The following is a 17,914-nucleotide window of genomic DNA, read 5'->3' on the forward strand; positions in this document are numbered from 1 at the left end:
CGCTCCGTCATGTTCAGGCGCGTCTGGCGAATGGCTGGGCATTCGCATCCGCTACCGCCTGGAAGAAATTCTCAATAAGGTGCACGTCCTTTTCGCCGGGCGCGCGTTCCACTCCGGACGATATGTCGATGCCGTGCGCGCCTGTCTTTTCAAGCGCCTCGGCGATATTGTCCGCGTTCAACCCACCGGAAAGCATGTAATCGATATCCGCGTCAAGCGCGGCCAGCAGGTTCCAGTCGAAGGATATGCCGTTGCCGCCGGGAAGTTCCGATCCCTTGGGCGGCCTGGCATCGAAGAGGAAGCGGTCAGCAACGCCCCGATAGGGCGCGATTGCAGCAAGATCGGCGGCTTCGCAGATCGAGAACGCCTTCATCACCGGAAGACCGTGGCGTTCTTTCACGAAACGCACCCGTTCCGGTGTTTCCTTACCGTGAAGCTGCAGCATGTCGGGTCTGACCGTCGCAACGATTTCATCCAGTGTTTCATCGCTGGCATCGACTGTTACCGCAACAGTCCTTGCGCGGGCCGTGGCGGCTCTGCGCAGCCCTGCCGCTACATCCGGCGCAATATGGCGCGGGCTTTTCGGAAAGAAGATGAAGCCGATATGCGACGCGCCGCCGTCAAGGGCGGCGGCAACAGCCTCGGGCGTCTTCAACCCGCATATTTTGATATCAAGGACCATAGGTTTCCCGTCGCACAAATCAGGGCGCTACTCAAGTTGCTATCGGACCGGATGCCCGTCAAAACCCTGTGCGATCAGAAAATCATACGCCTCCATGACCTCCAGGGGAACCGCCTGTGCGATCTGATAGCCCTTGGCCGGATATTCCAGAATGCGTTGCAGGTCGCCGGTCATTTCATGGATAAGCATTTCGAGCGGAAATCCGGCTGTCGGCTGGTCCTCAAAGGAGACGAGCGGTGCGGTTACGCTGGCTCTGGCTTCCGGCCATTGCCGGGCGACCGTTGCAAGGACGCGGCGCTGGGTCTGCGGTTTGGTGACGAGGATGGCGCTGATCGCGCCAGGCACCAGTTTTTCGCGGGAGAAGCGGATGTTTTCGCCGATATTGGTGGCATCGGCTTCGATGATGATGGCATCGTCCGGTACACCGCGCCGGGCCGCGATTTCGGCAAAGGCTTCCGCTTCACTTGCCTTGTAGAGTTTTTCCGTCCAGTGGCCGCTCTTGCCGGTAAAGATCAGCCAGGGCGCAAGCCCCTCCAGATAGAGATCGGCTGCCCTCTCGGCAACGCGGGGATCATAGCTGCCAAGCCCGATGATGACATCGGCGGTTTCCAGCGGATCATAGATGCAGTGATAATCCCACAGCACCTTGGCGGCGGTCAGTATGGATGGGTTCATGTGAAGTCGATAGCCTGTAATGCGCTGCCATTGCGTTTCAGCCACTCCTTGCAGCGTTCCGTGTCGGGGCAAAGCGCATGGCAGAGTTTCCAGAATTGTGGTCCATGGTTCATCTCTATGAGATGGGCGACCTCATGGGCGACAAGATAATTGATGACGGGGGCAGGAGCCATGCCGATGCGCCAGGAAAAGGAAAGCACACCGTCGGCCGTGCATGATCCCCACCGGCTTTTCGTGTCCTTGAAGCGCACCGCCTTGGCCTTGCGGCCGACAGTGGCGGTGTGACGGAGGACAAGCGCCTCGATCTCGCGCTTCACGTCGCGCTTGATGTGATCGGCGACGCGGCGCGGCAGATGTGCCGGATCGCCATGGACGAGCAGAATATTGCCGTCGAGAAGCTGTGTCGTGCCGCGACCGGGCTGATGCACGATCTTGTGTGGCACACCGCGCAGGGGAATCTTGATGCCGGCGCGCACGCCCGGCTGATCGGGCAGCCTTGCGATGCGGCTTTCAATCCAGCCTTCATGGCGGTTGAGAAAATTCTGCACCTCGCGTTCCGGCAGGCCGGGCGGCACGGTGATGCGCAATCCCCTGCCGCCTGCTTCGATACGCAGCGTCAGCCTTTTTGCGCGCGGATTTTCAAAGACACGCAAGGGCAATTCTCGTCCAGCGACCGCGTGAATGCGTTCGCTTCTGACAGCCGCCGAACCGGCAGGCATCCGGTTTGCATTGAGTTGCCGAAAAAAGGAAAGGGCCATCCCCAAAGAATAGGTGATTCGCGCGAAAAGCCAGAAAATTTTGCTTATGGACGCAAAACGGCGCGGAAAAACCGCGCCGCTCTATGCTTTTAAAAGGCTTTTTGGCGATTAGACGTCGGTGACGTCGTCCTTGCCGCTTTTTGTGCGCGGGGCAGGTGTCTTCTTCGAGGTCGCGCGGCGTTCAGCCATGAAACGGTCGAATTCCTGCCTGTCGCGGGCACGGCGCAGTTCTGCGGCATAGGCCTCGAATTCGGTGCGTGCTTCTTCAAGCTTGCGGCGCTCTTCAGCCAGCCGCTCCAGCTCGGCGCGGCGCCAGTCGTCAAAGGCCTCGTTGCCGGTGGTGCCGCCGAAGTTGAAACCTTCGCCCTTGCGGCAGTTGCGGAACGAGCCGAACATGGAATCGGTCTTCTCGTTGACGCCGCGCTTGAATCCTTCGAGGCGATCACCCCAGAGGATATAGGCAAGCATGGCAAGGCCAAGCGGCCAGAACAGGAAAAAGCCGAGCACCATCAGCGCAATCGTGGCTGGCGTCCATGCCGGGCGGATCAATGCGGTATTGGTCATGGTCTGCTCCGTCGAAAAGCGCATGCCATCAACCGTTCGACATCGTCCGGCAACATGCGCGAAACCAGGGCCTGCCAGCCCGCCTCATGCGGGCATTTTCTTCTGGCGGCTTGACTTCGACGTGGTGAAAAGATTGCGGCTTTTCAAGAATGCAACCTGCGGATTCAGGCTGCGCGTCTCGTAACCAATGTGATTAATTCGAGATTTTTTTGCGAAGATGTTCGAGAAAAGTCACGCAAAGTCCGGCGATCAGCGCCCAGAACGCGGAGCCGACACCAAAAAATGCCATGCCCGAGGCCGTCACCGCAAAGGTTATGGTGGCTGCGAGACGCTCATTCTCGTCCTTCAACGCTAGCGACATCGCATTGATGAAAGGGCCTGTCAGCGCCAGCCCGGCAACAAGCGCGATAAGCGTGACCGGCAATACGGCAAAGATCGCGACCAGTGACGCCCCGAAAAGGGCAAACACCACATAGATCGCGGCATAGACCGGCCCGGTGAGCCAGCGTTTGCCATGGTCTGGATGTGCATCGGGATTGGTGCAGAGCGCTGCCGAAATGGCGGCAAGATTGGTGGTGGATGCACCAAAAGGAGCGGTCAGCAGTGAAAACAGGCCGGTCACGCGCAGACAGGCGCTGGTCGGCGGCTCATAACCCGAAGCGCGCAGAACGGCGAAGCCCGGCAGATTCTGCGAGGCCATGGTCACGAGATAGAGCGGGATCGCGATGCCGATCATCGCGCCCATGTGGAATTCCGGCCAGATGAGGGTGAGCGTGGAGATTTCAGGCGCGGGCAGGGCGGGCGAGCGTCCTGTGACCAATGCAAAGAGCATGCCGATCACCAGAACGGCTATGACCGCGAGCGAGGGATTGAACAGGCGGATGATGAAGAATAGCGCCACCAGCGGCAGAACGAAAACCGGATCGCCAGGCACTGTCTTGGCTGCGGCAATGACGAAACTCAGCAGCACGCCAGCAAGCATGCCTGAGGCGACCGAAGCCGGAATCCGGGAAACGAGGACTGACAATTGGCGGATCAGCCCGGTGGCGACGAGTGCAAGCGCCGTTACGATGAACGCGCCAACCGCTTCGGCAAGCGTGAAACCGGCGCTGGCGCCGATCAGCGCCAGTCCAGGTGTGGACCAGGCCGCGATGATCGGCATCCTGTAGCGGGTGCTGAGCCAGACGGAAGAAGCGGCAATTGCAAGACAGATTGCCGTAACCCAGCTTGCGGTTTCAGCCTGTGTGGCGCCCAGCACCTGTGCTGCCGCAATGATGAGCGCCAGCGTGCCGCCGAAGCCGACAATGGCTGCGACCGCGGAGGAAGCGAAGACTGAAAAACGCATGATTGTGCCCCGTTATGATTTTTCGCCGATGCGTTCCGCCAGACCCGATACGGTGCGGATCAGAAGGTCGAGATCCTGTGGTCGCGAGAGACGGTGATCGCCGTCGCGCACCAGCGTCAGGGTCACATCATCGACAGGCAGGTGTTCCACAAGGTGCAGCGCATGCCTGTAGGGAACATCCGGGTCCTGCATGCCTTGCAGGATATGAACCGGGCAGCCGGTCTCGATGATATCCTTGAGAACCAGATTCTTCCGCCCGTCCTCGATCAGCGCGCGGGTATAGACATAAGGGTTCGGCGAATATTCGGAAGGCTCCTCGAAATAGCCCTTTTCCAGGAGATCGTTCTTCTGTGCGTCGGAGAGGGAGGGTTCGACGAGCGTGGCGGTGAAGTCGGGCGCGGGTGCGATCAGCACGATGCCTGCGAGCGGCCTGCCTTCCTTCTTCAATTCCTGCGCCATGCGCAGCGCAATCCATCCTCCCATGGAGGAACCGACAAGGATTTGCGGTCCCTTGGCAAACTGGCGGTAGACGGCGAGGCTTTCCGCAAGCCAGCGCGAGATGGTGCCCTGATTGAAATCGCCGCCGGATTCGCCATGGCCGGAATAATCGTGCCGGAGGGCACTGTGTCCGGTCCCGGCCGCCCATTCGTCGAGGACAACGGCCTTGGTGCCCAGCATGTCGGAACGATAGCCGCCGAGCCAAATGACGCCGGGCGCCTTGTTGCCGGCTCTGTAGCGGACTGCGATTTTCGCTCCGTCCACGTCAATGAATTCCGGCTCCGCAACGTCCATGTCAGATCTCCTCAATTTTCGGGATTGTTTTGGCATGTTCGCAAAACGGAGAAAACCCGCCATGTGGGGGGAGGCCCTTGAAATGACGGCAAATGTGACCGATATGCCGCTTGGCTCCCGCGAAATGATGACAAAAAGAACGTTTATCACGCGGGGGTGATTTTTCCTGCCAAAGATGCTATTGACTTCGCCGCCTGCTTGACGACATTTCCGCGATCAACTGCGGTTTGATCGGGGACATGCCGTCTGGCAGCAAGCATCCGACCGCATGAGACGTAACAATTCAGGAGATAACGACCATTCGCCGACCCTTCAGAGCGACGCCGGTTCAGAAAGACGGACCGCGCTCCAACCGTGATATCCGGGTTCCCCGGGTTCAGCTTATCGATGCCGAAGGCCAGAACCATGGTGACGTTTCCATTCAGGAAGCGCTGGCCATGGCGGAAGAAGCAGGTCTCGATCTCGTCGAGATCGTGCCGAATGCAGAGCCTCCGGTTTGCAAGATCGTCGACCTCGGCAAGCTGAAGTATCAGAATCAGAAAAAGGCCGCCGAAGCGCGCAAGAAGCAGAAAACGGTTGAAATCAAGGAAATCAAGATGCGACCGAACATCGACACCCATGATTATGAGGTGAAGATGAAGGCTGCTCTGCGTTTCTTTGAGGAAGGCGACAAGGTCAAGGTTACCTTGCGTTTCCGTGGACGCGAAATGGCGCACCAGGAACTTGGCATGAAGCTTTTGCAGCGCGTCAAGGAAGATACTGTCGAAATCGCCAAGGTCGAGTCCGAGCCGAAGCTTGAAGGCCGTCAGATGATGATGGTGCTCGCTCCGCGCTGACCATTTCGAGATGCCTTGGAAAAGCCGCCTTCGGGCGGCTTTTCTTTTGCCCGGACAAAAGGGATCAAGGAAACTGCAATGAAGACTTTGGGCGAATTGGGGCAATATCAGCGGCGTCGGCGTTTTGCGATCGGCGCCGTCGTGGCGCTTCTGGTCATGGCGCTGCTTTTCGTCAGCGCGAAAGCGACCGGCCATTTCCATGAATATGTCGAGGCTTTTGGTCTGAGCCTGATCGTGGCTGCCATCATCGGCCGCATGTGGTGTACGCTCTATATTGGCGGGCGCAAGAGCGCGGAAATCGTGCAGAGCGGACCATACTCCGTTTCGCGCAATCCGCTTTACGTCTTCAGCAGCATCGGTGCGATAGGCGTTGGCGCGCAGACCGGCAGCCTCATCATTGCGGTTGCCTTCGGTGTGCTTTGCTATCTCGCCTTTTCGATTGTCATCCGAACGGAAGAGAAATTTCTCAAGCAGAATTTCGGCAAGCCTTATGAAGCCTATTGTGCCAAAGTTCCGCGGTTCTTTCCAAGTTTTTCGCTGTTTCGCGATGACAAGGAGCTGATCGTCCGTCCCGACCGGCTTTACCGCACCTTCACCGACGGCCTGGTGTTTTTCGTGGCCTATCCGTTTTTCGAACTCGTGGAATATTTGCAGGACATCCACGTTCTGCCGGTGCTTCTGCGGCTTTATTGACGTTTTCCGCCCAATTCGGGCATTGCCTTTTGCGGTCTTTGAGCCTATAAGGCCGCGTTCGAACCGCCCGGCAGGGCATGCCGTGGCGGTTTCGTATGCTTTTCGGGCTTGGTCAGTCCGGAAGTAAAACTAGGTTCCCGTCCGTATCAGGCATGACCGGACGCCACCACAAGAGGCGTCGAGTGCCGGAGGCACGAGGGAAGATAAGCAAGAGGCGTCGAGTACCCTTGGGTACGAGAGGGATGCCAAGAAGGAGTAGCAAAATGCCCAAGATGAAGACCAAATCGGCCGCCAAGAAGCGGTTCAAGATCACCGGCACGGGCAAGGTCAAGGCCGCCGCTGCTGGTAAGCGTCATGGCATGATCAAGCGTTCGAACAAGTTCATTCGCGATGCACGCGGCACCATGGTTCTCGCCGATGCCGATGCAAAGATCGTGAAGCAGTTCCTGCCGAACGGCCTCTAAGATTAGTCTGAGAAGGAGATCATAACATGGCACGCGTAAAACGCGGCGTTACCGCCCACGCAAAGCACAAGAAGGTTCTGGATCAGGCTGCCGGTTTCCGTGGCCGTCGCAAGAACACCATCCGCACCGCCAAGGCTGCGGTTGACCGTTCGAAGCAGTATGCTTACCGCGACCGCAAGAACCGCAAGCGTTCGTTCCGCGCTCTCTGGATCCAGCGCATCAACGCTGCTGTTCGCGAACAGGGCCTGACCTATGGCCGTTTCATCGATGGTCTGGCCAAGGCTGGCATCGAAATCGACCGCAAGGTTCTGTCCGACATCGCAATCCACGAGCCGGATGCATTCGGTGCGCTGGTTGCGTCGGCAAAGAAGGCTCTCGAATATCTCAAGAACACCGAGACGCCGAACGCTTTTGAAGGCGCTGTCCGCTAAGCCAGCCGCCTTTCCCAAGCACTATCGTTAAATTTGGGGACCCGCGCTGGCTCGGCTGGCGCGGGTTTTCTCATGCAGGGGCGCAGATGAAGGACGAACCGGGCAAGTTGAGGCTGGATCTGGATGCGGATGATCTCCGCAACCTGCTGGCTCTGCTCGTCCAGAGCCAGGGCAAGCGCATTTCCAGCGCTGTCATTGGTGGTCATCGTGTCTGGATCAAGCGCTATGATGCCGAGAGGCGACCGCTTCCCAAGCGCCTGCACAGCCTGATTTCGCCGCTCCTTCCCTATCCATTCCTGCGCAGCCCCAAGGATGTCGGCCGGGCGGGCTTGGCCGATCGTGAAGAGCGCAAGATGAGCGCCTTTCTGCGGGCGGGCTTTCAGGTGCCGAGGGTCGTCTACCGTCAGGCGGCGGTGATGGTTCTAAGCGACGTCGCGCCGATCATCCAGGATCGGCTCAATCATTTGCGCCATGGTGATCCGCTGGAGCACGATACGCTTCTCGTCCAGTGTGCCCGTGCCTTGGGCGAGGCCCATGCGGCAGGGCTTTGCCACGGACGTCCGCATCCGCGCGATTTCTTCGAGAGGAACGGTGTTGCCGGTTTTCTGGATTTCGAAGAGGAACCGGAAGCGGTCATGCCGCTGGCCACCGCACAGGCGCGCGATGTGTGGCTTCTGTTTTTCCAGATCGCGGCGCAGGCACGTCTCACCGGGACATCGCAGCAGGCGCTCGCGGCCTATTGCGCGGCCGCACCCGCCGAGGTGATTCCGGAACTGAGGAAAATCGTCGGATTTTTCCGATTTACCATCGCGCCGCTGAGGCTGTGTCGCCGCATTTTTCTTGGCGGCGATGGAAGACGGCTTTTGCAGGCGATGGAATTTTTCGACGCCAATCTTGATGCGTCTCGCCAATCAGGCCAAAGAGAGTGACGACAACGCTTCTTTGGCTTCAGAACGAAATATTTGGAGTGCTGCGGGCACGACTGGGATTGAAACAATGAGTGAGCTAGAACAACTCGAACGCCAGATTCTCGATGACATTGCCGCAGCCGCGGATGAGCAGGCCATCGAGGCCGTGCGTGTGGCCGCGCTTGGCAAGAAGGGCACGGTTTCGGAAAAGCTGAAGACGCTGGGCGCAATGACGCCGGAAGAGCGCCAGCTACAGGGCCCGGCCATCAACGGCCTGAAGAACCGCGTCACCGATGCCCTGACCGAGCGCAAGACGGAATTGCGCCGACAGGCGATTGCAGCGCGCCTTGAGCGTGAAAAGGTCGATGTGACGCTGCCGGTGCGCGAAAGCGCTGCATCACGCGGACGCATCCATCCAATCTCGCAGGTGATCGACGAGATTACGGCAATCTTCGCCGATATGGGTTTCTCGATTGCCGAAGGTCCGGATATCGAAACCGACTACTACAATTTCACCGCGCTCAACTTTCCCGAAGGTCATCCGGCGCGTGAAATGCACGACACCTTCTTCTTCAACCCGGATGAGAAGGGTGAGCGCAAACTTTTGCGCACGCATACCTCTCCGGTACAGGTCCACACGATGGAGAAGTTTGCCGCGATCCGTGACAGGGAAGGCCGTGACGAGCCGATCCGCATCGTCATTCCCGGCAAGACCTATCGCATGGATTCCGATGCCACCCATTCGCCGATGTTCCATCAGGTCGAGGGTCTGGTCGTCGACAAGTCGGCCAATGTCGCCAATATGAAATGGGTGCTGGAAGAGTTCTGCAAGGCCTTCTTCGAAGTGCCTTCGGTCAAGATGCGCATGCGCCCAAGCTTCTTCCCCTTCACCGAGCCATCGGTCGAGGTGGACATCCAGTGCGACCGCTCCGGTCCGCATGTGAAGTTCGGCGAGGGCAATGACTGGCTGGAAATTCTGGGCTGCGGCATGGTGCATCCGAATGTCCTGCGCATGTCGGGCTATGACCCGGAAATCTATCAGGGTTTTGCCTGGGGCATGGGCATCGACCGTATCGCCATGCTGAAATACGGAATGCCGGACCTGCGCGCCTTTTTCGATGCCGATGTGCGCTGGATCGAACATTACGGTTTCCGTCCGCTCGACATTCCGACGCTTTTCGGCGGACTGAGCGCGTAAGGACAGGAAGGGACAAGACAAATGAAATTCACGCTTTCCTGGCTCAAGGATCACCTTGAAACCGATGCGACGCTGGAACAGATCGTCGAAAAGCTGACCGATATCGGCCTTGAAGTGGAATCGGTCGATGACCGCGCTGCCTTCAAGGCTTTCACCATTGCCAGGGTGTTGACGGCAACGCGCCATCCCGATGCCGACAAGTTGCAGGTGCTGAGCGTCGATACGGGCGACGGCAAGCCGGTGCAGGTCGTCTGCGGCGCACCGAACGCGCGCGCCGGTCTGGTCGGTGTTCTGGGCCGTCCAGGCGACTATGTTCCGGGCCTCGACGTTACGCTCTCTGTCGGCAAGATTCGCGGCGTCGAAAGTTTTGGCATGATGTGCTCCGAGCGCGAGCTGGAGCTTTCCGACGAACACAATGGCATCATTGATTTGCCGGAAGATGCGCCGGTGGGCACCAGCTTCGCAAGCTATGCCGGTCTGGATGATGCGGTGATTGAAATCGGCCTCACGCCGAACCGTGCCGATTGCACCGGCATTCGCGGTATTGCACGCGATCTGGCCGCAGCCGGTCTTGGTGTGCTGAAAGATACGTTGCCGGAAGCGGTGAAGGGCGAGGGCGAAACGCCGGTCAAGGTCGTTCTGGATCAGGATGCCGAAAATCCGTTCTGCACCGGCTTTGCACTGCGCATGGTCAAGGGCGTGAAGAACGGCCCAAGCCCGAAATGGATGCAGCAGCGCCTGAAGGCCATTGGCCTGCGTCCAATCAACGCGCTGGTGGACATCACCAATTACGTGACCTTCGATCAGGGCCGTCCGCTGCACGTCTTCGACGCGGCCAAGGTCAAGGGCAGTCTGACGGTCCGTGCGGCGAGGGATGGTGAAACCATTCTCGGCCTCGACCAGCGCGAATACAAGTTCAAGCCGGGCATGTATGTGATCGCTGATGAAAACGGTGCCGAATCGATTGCCGGCATCATGGGCGGCGAGCATTCGGGCTGCGATGAAAACACGGTCGATGTGCTGATCGAATCCGCTCTTTGGGACCCGCGCATGATTGCCCGCACGGGGCGCGAACTTGGCATCGTCACGGATGCCCGCTACCGCTTCGAGCGTGGCGTGGACCCGGAAATGATGATCCCCGGCGCGGAAATTGCGACCAGACTGGTGTTGGAACTTTGCGGCGGTCAGCCGACGGTTCTCGATGTGGTCGGTTACAAGCCGCACACGCCGCGCGTGATCGATTTCCCGGTCACGGAGGTCAAGCGCCTGACCGGGCTCGATGTTTCCTATGAGGATGCCTTCGATATTCTGAAGCGCCTCGGCTTCCGTGTGGAAGGCGACGGCAAGACCATCAAGGCGACGGTCCCGAGCTGGCGCGGCGATGTGGAAGGCAAGGCTGATCTCGTGGAAGAAGTGATGCGTATCCACGGCATCAACCGGATCGACCCGCAGCCCCTGCCAAGCCATGGCGCGGTGAACGGTCGTATCCTGACCACGTTGCAGATCCGCACGCGCCACGCCCGCCGCATGCTTGCCTCGCGCGGCATGATGGAAGCCGTGACCTATTCCTTCATTTCCGAAACGCAGGCCAAGGCATTCGGCGGCGGCAAGCCGGAACTGAAGCTTGCCAACCCGATTGCCGCCGATATGTCGGACATGCGCCCGTCGCTTCTGCCGGGCCTGCTGGCCGCAGCCCAGCGCAATGCAGATCGCGGCTTCAGTGACACGGCGCTGTTCGAGGTTTCGGGCATCTATGAAGGCGATACGCCGGACAAGCAACGCCGCGTTGCAGGCGGCGTGCGCCGCGGCACGGCAAAGGTTGATGGCTCGGGCCGTTTCTGGGCTGGCAATGCCGCCCCGGTCGGCGTGTTCGACGCCAAGGCCGATGCTTTGGCCGCATTGGAAGCTGCCGGTGCGCCGGTCGATCGTATCCAGATCGAAGCCGGTGGTCCTGCATGGTTCCATCCGGGCCGTTCGGGCACCTTGAAACTCGGACCGAAGGTCGTCCTCGGCACGTTCGGCGAATTCCACCCGGATACGCTGGAAGCGCTCGACGTTTCCGGTGCGCTCTGCGGCTTTGAGGTCTATCTGGATGCGATCCCGGAACCGAAGGCGAAAAGCACCCGCACCAAGCCCGCTTTGAACCTGTCGCAGTTCCAGAGCCTCAAGCGCGACTATGCGTTCGTGGTGGATGCAGCCGTGGAAGCCGGAAATGTCGTGAAGGCGGTCGCTAGCGCCGACAAGAAGCTGATCGTCGGCGTTCAGGTCTTTGATATCTTCACCGGCGCTTCGCTTGGCGAAGGCAAGAAGTCGATTGCGGTTGAAGTGCTGCTTCAGCCACAGGATCGGACATTGACCGATGAGGACCTGGAGACGCTGTCGAAACAGATCGTCGCCAGCGTTGCCAAGCAGACCGGCGGCGTTCTTCGCGGATAGACTGACGATAAGCCCGCCAACTGGCGGGCTTATACTTTTGTATTGGGAAACGGCCCATGAAGGGGATGGCGAAACATCTGCGTTATGCTGGCTTATCGCCCGCACGGCAGAGCGATATCTTTTCACGGATGGTTCTGGAAAGTCCGATGCTCAACGATGCGCTGCATCGGATGCAAGAACTGGCGGGAGAAATGTCCGAATTCTGGATGGTGTCGGGCGCGCTCTATAATTCCGTCTGGAACCAACTGACCGGGCGGCCAGCCCTGAACGGGATCAAGGATATCGACATCATCTATTTCGATGACGGCAATCTTTCCTGGGAAGCCGAGGATGCGGTCATCGCGCGCGGGGTTGAGATATTTCGCAAATTCCCGCTTCCGGTGGAGATACGCAATCAGGCGCGGGTGCATCTGTGGTTCGAAAAACGCTTCGGGCAGCCTTATGCGCCGCTTCGTTCCGCGACCGAATCGATAGGGCGCTATGCGACGATCGCCCATTGCGTGGGCGCGCGGCTGGCGAAAGACAATGAGGCCACGGATCAGGGGCTGCTCATCCATGCCCCTTTTGGCCTCGATGATATTTTTTCGTTTCGCATTCGGCCCAATCGTGCCATCGATAACCGCGAAACACATGAGATCAAGGCCGCCCGCGCCCTAAAATTCTGGCCGGAACTGACCGTGCAGAGCTGGGACATGCCGGATTGAGCTCCTGATAAAAAGAGGGAATAGCATGTTTCGTTGGGGTATTCTTTCGACTGCCAAGATCGGTGTCACGCAGGTGATTCCAGCACTTTGCGCCTCCGAAAATGGTGTCGTTCATGCCATAGCAAGCCGGGACCAGTCGCGTGCGCGTGCTGTCGCCGATCGTTTTGGCGCGCCGCTGGCATTCGGTTCCTATGAGGAATTGCTGGCCAGCAAGGAAGTGGACGGCGTCTACATTCCATTGCCGACCTCGCAGCACATTGAATGGAGCCTCAAGGCGGCTGAAGCGGGCAAGCATGTCCTGTGTGAAAAGCCGATTGCGCTGAAGGCCGACGATATCGACCGGCTCGTCGCAGCGCGTGACAGGCATAAGGTCACGATTGCGGAAGCGTTCATGGTCTATTACCATCCGCAATGGATCAAGCTGCGGGAACTTCTGGCCGAAGGCGCCATCGGAAAGCTTCGCCATGTGCAGGGCGCTTTTTCCTATTTCAATGTCGATCCGGGCAATATGCGCAACCAGCCGGAGCTGGGCGGCGGCGCTCTGCCGGATATCGGTGTTTACCCGACCGTGGTGACACGCATGGTGAGCGGTCAGGAACCGGTATCGGTTCAGGCATCGGTGGAATACGACCCGGCCTTCGGTACGGACCGCTATGCCAATGTTTCGGCCCGCTTCGACGGATTTGACCTGACTTTCTATGTCGCGACACAGCTTGGCGCGCGCCAGACGATGGTTTTTCATGGCGACAAGGGCTTCATCGAAGTCTATGCGCCGTTCAACACCGGCAAATATGGTCACGGCAGCATCGCGCTTTTCGATGCCGGCCACACCAAGGCCACGGAATGGTCGTTCGGCGACGCCAATCATTATCAGCTTCAGGCGGAAAGCTTTGTGCGCGCTGCGCGCGGCGACAAGGAGGCACTGCTTTTCTCGCTCGAAAATTCAAAGGCGAACCAGAAATTCATCGACGCGATCTACCGCGCGGCAAAAGACGGCGGATCGGCTATGGTATGACGGTCCGCGCACATTATTTCACACGTCGACAGGGGCCTGTCAGTGTTTGCGGGTGCGGAATCTGCTTCAGCTTGGCTGTTGTGACTTGCAGTGAAAAACCGCGTTTCTTATATACGCCTCGCACAGGGCATTGATGCGCGTCCGAAAACCGGTTGGAAATCTGGACAAGCATCGTGAAAAGAGCATTGTGAAATCTGTAGGAACCGCCCATGGAACGCTCGGTAGAGGTCTTGGCGGTTTGCTGAATGGAGAGAAATATGGCTAAAGTTATTGGTATCGATCTGGGAACGACCAACTCCTGCGTATCCGTCATGGACGGCAAGAACGCGAAGGTCATCGAAAATGCCGAAGGCGCGCGTACAACCCCTTCGATCGTTGCATTCACCGACAGTGACGAACGTCTCATCGGCCAGCCTGCAAAGCGTCAGGCCGTGACCAATCCGGAAGGTACCATTTTTGCTGTCAAGCGCCTGATTGGCCGCCGTTTTGACGACCCGATGGTCACCAAGGACAAGGATCTTGTTCCTTACAAGATCGTCAAGGGCGACAATGGCGATGCGTGGGTGGAAGTCCACGGCAAGAAATATTCCCCGTCGCAGGTCTCTGCGATGATCCTTCAGAAGATGAAGGAAACCGCTGAATCCTATCTCGGCGAAACGGTCACGCAGGCGGTCATCACCGTTCCGGCCTACTTCAACGACGCGCAGCGCCAGGCAACCAAGGATGCCGGCAAGATTGCCGGTCTTGAAGTGCTGCGTATTATCAACGAGCCGACTGCTGCCGCACTCGCTTATGGTCTGGACAAGAACGATGGCAAGACCATCGCTGTTTACGACCTTGGCGGCGGCACCTTCGACGTGTCGATCCTTGAAATCGGCGACGGCGTCTTCGAAGTGAAGTCGACCAACGGCGACACCTTCCTCGGCGGTGAAGACTTTGACATGCGTCTGGTCGAATACCTCGTTTCCGAGTTCAAGAAGGAAAGCGGCATAGACCTCAAGAACGACAAGCTTGCTTTGCAGCGCCTCAAGGAAGCTGCCGAAAAGGCCAAGATCGAACTGTCGTCCTCGCAGCAGACCGAAGTCAACCTGCCGTTCATCACGGCCGACCAGTCCGGTCCGAAGCATCTTGCCATCAAGCTGTCGCGCGCCAAGTTCGAAAGCCTGGTCGACGATCTCGTCCAGCGCACCATCGAACCTTGCAAGGCGGCATTGAAGGATGCCGGTCTCAAGGCTGGCGAAATCGATGAAGTGATCCTGGTCGGCGGCATGACCCGCATGCCGAAGATTCAGGAAGTCGTGAAGGCCTTCTTCGGCAAGGAGCCGCACAAGGGCGTCAATCCTGACGAAGTCGTCGCCATGGGCGCGGCTATTCAGGCAGGCGTTTTGCAGGGCGACGTCAAGGATGTTCTGCTGCTCGACGTGACCCCGCTTTCGCTGGGTATCGAAACGCTGGGCGGCGTGTTCACCCGTCTGATCGAACGCAACACCACGATCCCGACCAAGAAGTCGCAGACCTTCTCTACCGCCGAGGACAATCAGTCGGCCGTGACGATCCGCGTCTTCCAGGGCGAGCGTGAGATGGCTGCGGACAACAAGATGCTCGGCCAGTTCGACCTCGTCGGCATTCCGCCCGCACCGCGTGGCGTGCCGCAGATCGAAGTGACCTTCGACATCGACGCCAACGGTATCGTCAACGTGACGGCGAAGGACAAGGGCACCGGCAAGGAACACCAGATCCGCATTCAGGCATCCGGTGGTTTGAGCGATGCCGACATCGAAAAGATGGTCAAGGACGCCGAGGCGAATGCCGAAGCCGACAAGAAGCGTCGCGATGCCGTTGAAGCCAAGAACCAGGGCGAAAGCCTCGTTCACTCGACTGAAAAGTCGTTGGGCGAATATGGTGACAAGGTTTCGGCTGATGACAAGAAGGCCATTGAGGATGCGCTGGCAAGCCTCAAGACCGCGCTTGAAGGCGACGATGCCGAGGACATCAAGGCCAAGACGCAGGCGCTTGCAGAAGCGTCCATGAAGCTTGGTCAGGCGATGTACGAAGCCGCTCAGGCTGCTGAAACCGGAGCTGCCGGCGCTGGCGAAGAGGCTGCCGCTTCGAACGACGATGTTGTCGACGCCGATTATGAAGAAATCGACGACGACAAGAAGAAGTCGTAATTCCAGACCCAATACGCAAAAGCCCGGGGTTTCGCCCCGGGCTTTTGCCGGTTTTGAATGTTCATATTCGCAGGCTGTATAAGCCTGCACATGGGCCAGTGTCGGTTGAAACCGGAAATCAGCCTCTGTTTGAAAAATCGCTCTGGCCTGCATACATCTTGAAAAGCATGAGACGGTTTCGGACAAAGTGGGTGTTGATGCTGGAACCCGAGGTGCCGCTCCGGCATGTTTGCCGGAAGACACTTTGATAAATGAACAATTGGAAACGCTGGGCCCTGGCAAGTGTTGAACGCTTTGGGGCGTGTCGCGCGAATCTGGGGACCGGTTTCGGGATACGATGTCCGTGAAAACAAAAGGCGCGTTCCTGTCGCCGGGATAACGAACTGATGAAGATCGACTACTACGAAGCTCTGGGTGTTGAACGAACAGCAGACGACAAGACGCTGAAGACAGCCTTTCGCAAACTCGCCATGGAATATCATCCGGACCGCAATCCGGATAATCCGGAAGCTGAACGCAAGTTCAAGGAAATCGGCGAGGCTTACGAAACGCTGAAGGACCCGCAGAAGCGTGCCGCTTATGACCGGTTCGGCCATGCAGCCTTTGAAAATGGCGGCATGGGTGGCGGCTTCGGCAATGGTTTTGGCGGCGCAGGCGGTTTTGCCGATATCTTCGAAGATATTTTCGGCGAGATGATGGGCGGCGGTCGCCGCCGTTCCAATGGCGGTCGCGAACGCGGCGCCGATCTTCGCTACAATATGGAAGTAACGCTGGAAGAAGCCTATGCGGGCAAGACCGCGCAGATCCGCGTTCCGACCTCCATCACCTGCGACGAGTGCTCCGGCTCCGGCGCGAAGGCCGGGTCCCAGCCGACCACCTGCACCATGTGCTCCGGCTCGGGCCGCGTGCGCGCTGCCCAGGGCTTCTTCTCGGTGGAACGCACCTGCCCGACCTGTAACGGTCGCGGCCAGATCATCAAGGACCCTTGCGGCAAGTGCCATGGTCAGGGCCGCGTCACGCAGGAACGTTCCCTGTCGGTCAATATTCCGGCTGGCATCGAGGATGGCACCCGCATCCGTCTTGCCGGTGAAGGGGAAGCCGGCATGCGTGGCGGTCCGGCGGGCGATCTCTACATCTTCCTTTCGGTCAAGCCGCACGAGTTTTTCCAGCGTGACGGCTCGGACCTCTATTGCAAGGTGCCGATTTCGATGACGACGGCGGCTCTTGGCGGCCAGTTCGAAGTCTCGACGCTCGATGGCACGCAGACGCGCGTGAAGGTTCCCGAAGGTACGCAGAACGGCAAGCAGTTTCGCCTCAAGGGCAAGGGCATGCCGGTTTTGCGACAGGCAGCGGTCGGCGATCTTTATATACAGATCGACATCGAGACGCCGCAGAACCTGTCCAAGCGCCAGCGTGAACTGCTCGAAGAGTTTGAAAAATTATCCTCTCAGGAGAACAGCCCGAAATCCGCGGGGTTCTTCTCAAGGATGAAGGAATTCTTCGAAGGTATCGGTGAGTAATAAAGGGGGCCTTTCGGCTCCCTTTTTTGTTCTTTTCCTTATTCCCGCCTTGCTTAGGGAATTCAAAGCGGCATAAACTTGTCTAATAACGACAATGGGAGCAGCAAGAATGGCAGGACAGCTCGGCAGGAAACTGGCCGCTAAGTTCGATGAGGAGATCCGTTTTTTCAAGGGATGGATAGACGGGCCGAAAGCGGTCGGCGCTATTTTGCCGACGAGTTCCATTACCGCCAGACGCATGGCAAGCGTCATCGATACGGGCTCCGGCCTTCCGGTTCTGGAACTGGGGCCAGGTACGGGCGTCATCACCAAGGCGATCCTGAAACAGGGCGTGAAACCTGCCGATCTTTACTCGATTGAATATTCCCAGGATTTCGTGGACCATCTGAATACGATCTTTCCAGAGGTCAATATCATTCAGGGTGACGCATTCGATCTGGATACCGCGCTGGGGGAGAAGAAGGACCAGACATTCGACTGCATCATTTCTGCCGTTCCCATGCTCAATTTCCCTACGGACCGGCGCATTCACCTCGTGGAAAGCCTGCTTGCGCGCATTCCGCGCGGACGGCCCCTGATGCAGATCACCTATGGTCCCTTGCCGCCGGTTCCGGCCGGTCGCGGCAACTATACCGTCCAGCACTATGATTTTGTGGTGCGCAATGTGCCACCGGCGCAGCTTTGGGTTTATCGCAGCCCTCTGGTCTAGATTTTTTAATCGC

Annotated in this window: 18 protein-coding genes; 12 read left to right on the forward strand and 6 right to left on the reverse strand. The window is 58.5% G+C overall.

The features are described from left to right. Window positions 1-13: 13 nt before the first annotated feature. The 6 genes from AVM02_RS13830 to AVM02_RS13855 all read right to left on the reverse strand — a co-directional run bounded on the left by AVM02_RS13830 (window position 14) and on the right by AVM02_RS13855 (window position 4,816). Entirely contained in the window at window positions 14-682 is a 669-nt protein-coding gene (locus AVM02_RS13830) for a phosphoribosylanthranilate isomerase (protein ID WP_411507502.1), read from the reverse strand. Between the two features lie 39 nt (window positions 683-721). Next, window positions 722-1,357 carry a YdcF family protein gene (locus AVM02_RS13835; protein ID WP_411507503.1) on the reverse strand — a complete coding sequence of 212 codons (636 nt, stop codon included), beginning with the start codon at window positions 1,355-1,357 and terminating at the stop codon, window positions 722-724. After that, window positions 1,354-2,115, reverse strand: a complete 762-nt coding sequence (locus AVM02_RS13840; protein WP_411507504.1) for a M48 family metallopeptidase — start codon at window positions 2,113-2,115, stop codon at window positions 1,354-1,356. Before AVM02_RS13840 ends, AVM02_RS13835 begins: the two co-directional genes overlap by 4 nt. Before the next feature lie 108 nt (window positions 2,116-2,223). Then, window positions 2,224-2,679 carry a DUF2852 domain-containing protein gene (locus tag AVM02_RS13845; RefSeq protein ID WP_411507505.1) on the reverse strand — a complete coding sequence of 152 codons (456 nt, stop codon included), beginning with the start codon at window positions 2,677-2,679 and terminating at the stop codon, window positions 2,224-2,226. Between the two features lie 193 nt (window positions 2,680-2,872). Next, entirely contained in the window at window positions 2,873-4,024 is a 1,152-nt protein-coding gene (locus AVM02_RS13850) for a benzoate/H(+) symporter BenE family transporter (protein WP_411507506.1), read from the reverse strand. A 12-nt stretch (window positions 4,025-4,036) separates the two neighbouring features. Next, window positions 4,037-4,816, reverse strand: coding sequence for an alpha/beta hydrolase (locus AVM02_RS13855; protein ID WP_411507507.1), 780 nt, complete (start codon window positions 4,814-4,816; stop codon window positions 4,037-4,039). Between the two features lie 299 nt (window positions 4,817-5,115). Between AVM02_RS13855 and infC the strand changes: the two genes are divergently transcribed. From infC to pmtA, 12 genes are all read left to right on the forward strand, one after another. Beyond that, complete coding sequence (infC, locus tag AVM02_RS13860) at window positions 5,116-5,652, forward strand: translation initiation factor IF-3 (protein ID WP_122002851.1); 537 nt, start codon at window positions 5,116-5,118, stop codon at window positions 5,650-5,652. Window positions 5,653-5,730: 78 nt separating this feature from the next. After that, window positions 5,731-6,345, forward strand: a complete 615-nt coding sequence (locus tag AVM02_RS13865) for a methyltransferase family protein (RefSeq protein WP_411507508.1) — start codon at window positions 5,731-5,733, stop codon at window positions 6,343-6,345. 263 nt (window positions 6,346-6,608) lie between these two features. Next, a complete protein-coding gene (gene rpmI, locus AVM02_RS13870; protein WP_002965184.1) occupies window positions 6,609-6,809 on the forward strand; it encodes a 50S ribosomal protein L35 in 201 nt (66 codons plus the stop codon). A 26-nt stretch (window positions 6,810-6,835) separates the two neighbouring features. Continuing rightward, window positions 6,836-7,240 carry a 50S ribosomal protein L20 gene (rplT, locus tag AVM02_RS13875; protein WP_006468099.1) on the forward strand — a complete coding sequence of 135 codons (405 nt, stop codon included), beginning with the start codon at window positions 6,836-6,838 and terminating at the stop codon, window positions 7,238-7,240. Window positions 7,241-7,326: 86 nt separating this feature from the next. Then, window positions 7,327-8,169, forward strand: a complete 843-nt coding sequence (locus tag AVM02_RS13880) for a serine/threonine protein phosphatase (RefSeq protein ID WP_411507509.1) — start codon at window positions 7,327-7,329, stop codon at window positions 8,167-8,169. Window positions 8,170-8,236: 67 nt separating this feature from the next. Then, a complete protein-coding gene (gene pheS, locus AVM02_RS13885; protein WP_411507510.1) occupies window positions 8,237-9,346 on the forward strand; it encodes a phenylalanine--tRNA ligase subunit alpha in 1,110 nt (369 codons plus the stop codon). A 21-nt stretch (window positions 9,347-9,367) separates the two neighbouring features. Continuing rightward, window positions 9,368-11,782, forward strand: coding sequence for a phenylalanine--tRNA ligase subunit beta (gene pheT, locus AVM02_RS13890; protein WP_411507511.1), 2,415 nt, complete (start codon window positions 9,368-9,370; stop codon window positions 11,780-11,782). Between the two features lie 56 nt (window positions 11,783-11,838). Beyond that, window positions 11,839-12,486, forward strand: a complete 648-nt coding sequence (locus AVM02_RS13895; RefSeq protein ID WP_411507512.1) for a nucleotidyltransferase family protein — start codon at window positions 11,839-11,841, stop codon at window positions 12,484-12,486. A gap of 25 nt (window positions 12,487-12,511) precedes the next feature. Beyond that, a complete protein-coding gene (locus tag AVM02_RS13900) occupies window positions 12,512-13,501 on the forward strand; it encodes a Gfo/Idh/MocA family protein (protein ID WP_411507513.1) in 990 nt (329 codons plus the stop codon). Window positions 13,502-13,758: 257 nt separating this feature from the next. Next, window positions 13,759-15,672, forward strand: a complete 1,914-nt coding sequence (gene dnaK / locus AVM02_RS13905) for a molecular chaperone DnaK (protein WP_411507514.1) — start codon at window positions 13,759-13,761, stop codon at window positions 15,670-15,672. A 386-nt stretch (window positions 15,673-16,058) separates the two neighbouring features. Further along, window positions 16,059-17,192: a molecular chaperone DnaJ gene (gene dnaJ, locus AVM02_RS13910; RefSeq protein WP_411507515.1), complete on the forward strand. Its 1,134-nt coding sequence runs from the start codon at window positions 16,059-16,061 to the stop codon at window positions 17,190-17,192. A gap of 109 nt (window positions 17,193-17,301) precedes the next feature. Further along, on the forward strand, window positions 17,302-17,901 hold the full coding sequence (pmtA, locus tag AVM02_RS13915) for a phospholipid N-methyltransferase PmtA (protein ID WP_411507516.1): 600 nt from the start codon (window positions 17,302-17,304) through the stop codon (window positions 17,899-17,901). Window positions 17,902-17,914: the final 13 nt, after the last annotated feature.

Origin of the sequence: Brucella anthropi (assembly GCF_046630315.1) — a bacterium.
Taxonomy (GTDB): domain Bacteria; phylum Pseudomonadota; class Alphaproteobacteria; order Rhizobiales; family Rhizobiaceae; genus Brucella; species Brucella anthropi_A.

What these genes read in the sequence shown, in the direction of transcription:
- AVM02_RS13830 (WP_411507502.1), bottom strand. Translation starts at nt 682, where the DNA reads ATGGTCCTTGATATCAAAATATGCGGGTTGAAGACGCCCGAGGCTGTT.
- AVM02_RS13895 (WP_411507512.1), top strand. Translation starts at nt 11,839, where the DNA reads ATGAAGGGGATGGCGAAACATCTGCGTTATGCTGGCTTATCGCCCGCA.
- rpmI (WP_002965184.1), top strand. Translation starts at nt 6,609, where the DNA reads ATGCCCAAGATGAAGACCAAATCGGCCGCCAAGAAGCGGTTCAAGATC.
- AVM02_RS13855 (WP_411507507.1), bottom strand. Translation starts at nt 4,816, where the DNA reads ATGGACGTTGCGGAGCCGGAATTCATTGACGTGGACGGAGCGAAAATC.
- dnaK (WP_411507514.1), top strand. Translation starts at nt 13,759, where the DNA reads ATGGCTAAAGTTATTGGTATCGATCTGGGAACGACCAACTCCTGCGTA.
- AVM02_RS13900 (WP_411507513.1), top strand. Translation starts at nt 12,512, where the DNA reads ATGTTTCGTTGGGGTATTCTTTCGACTGCCAAGATCGGTGTCACGCAG.
- AVM02_RS13850 (WP_411507506.1), bottom strand. Translation starts at nt 4,024, where the DNA reads ATGCGTTTTTCAGTCTTCGCTTCCTCCGCGGTCGCAGCCATTGTCGGC.
- AVM02_RS13880 (WP_411507509.1), top strand. Translation starts at nt 7,327, where the DNA reads ATGAAGGACGAACCGGGCAAGTTGAGGCTGGATCTGGATGCGGATGAT.
- AVM02_RS13835 (WP_411507503.1), bottom strand. Translation starts at nt 1,357, where the DNA reads ATGAACCCATCCATACTGACCGCCGCCAAGGTGCTGTGGGATTATCAC.
- pheT (WP_411507511.1), top strand. Translation starts at nt 9,368, where the DNA reads ATGAAATTCACGCTTTCCTGGCTCAAGGATCACCTTGAAACCGATGCG.
- pheS (WP_411507510.1), top strand. Translation starts at nt 8,237, where the DNA reads ATGAGTGAGCTAGAACAACTCGAACGCCAGATTCTCGATGACATTGCC.
- pmtA (WP_411507516.1), top strand. Translation starts at nt 17,302, where the DNA reads ATGGCAGGACAGCTCGGCAGGAAACTGGCCGCTAAGTTCGATGAGGAG.
- rplT (WP_006468099.1), top strand. Translation starts at nt 6,836, where the DNA reads ATGGCACGCGTAAAACGCGGCGTTACCGCCCACGCAAAGCACAAGAAG.
- AVM02_RS13865 (WP_411507508.1), top strand. Translation starts at nt 5,731, where the DNA reads ATGAAGACTTTGGGCGAATTGGGGCAATATCAGCGGCGTCGGCGTTTT.
- AVM02_RS13845 (WP_411507505.1), bottom strand. Translation starts at nt 2,679, where the DNA reads ATGACCAATACCGCATTGATCCGCCCGGCATGGACGCCAGCCACGATT.
- AVM02_RS13840 (WP_411507504.1), bottom strand. Translation starts at nt 2,115, where the DNA reads ATGGCCCTTTCCTTTTTTCGGCAACTCAATGCAAACCGGATGCCTGCC.
- dnaJ (WP_411507515.1), top strand. Translation starts at nt 16,059, where the DNA reads ATGAAGATCGACTACTACGAAGCTCTGGGTGTTGAACGAACAGCAGAC.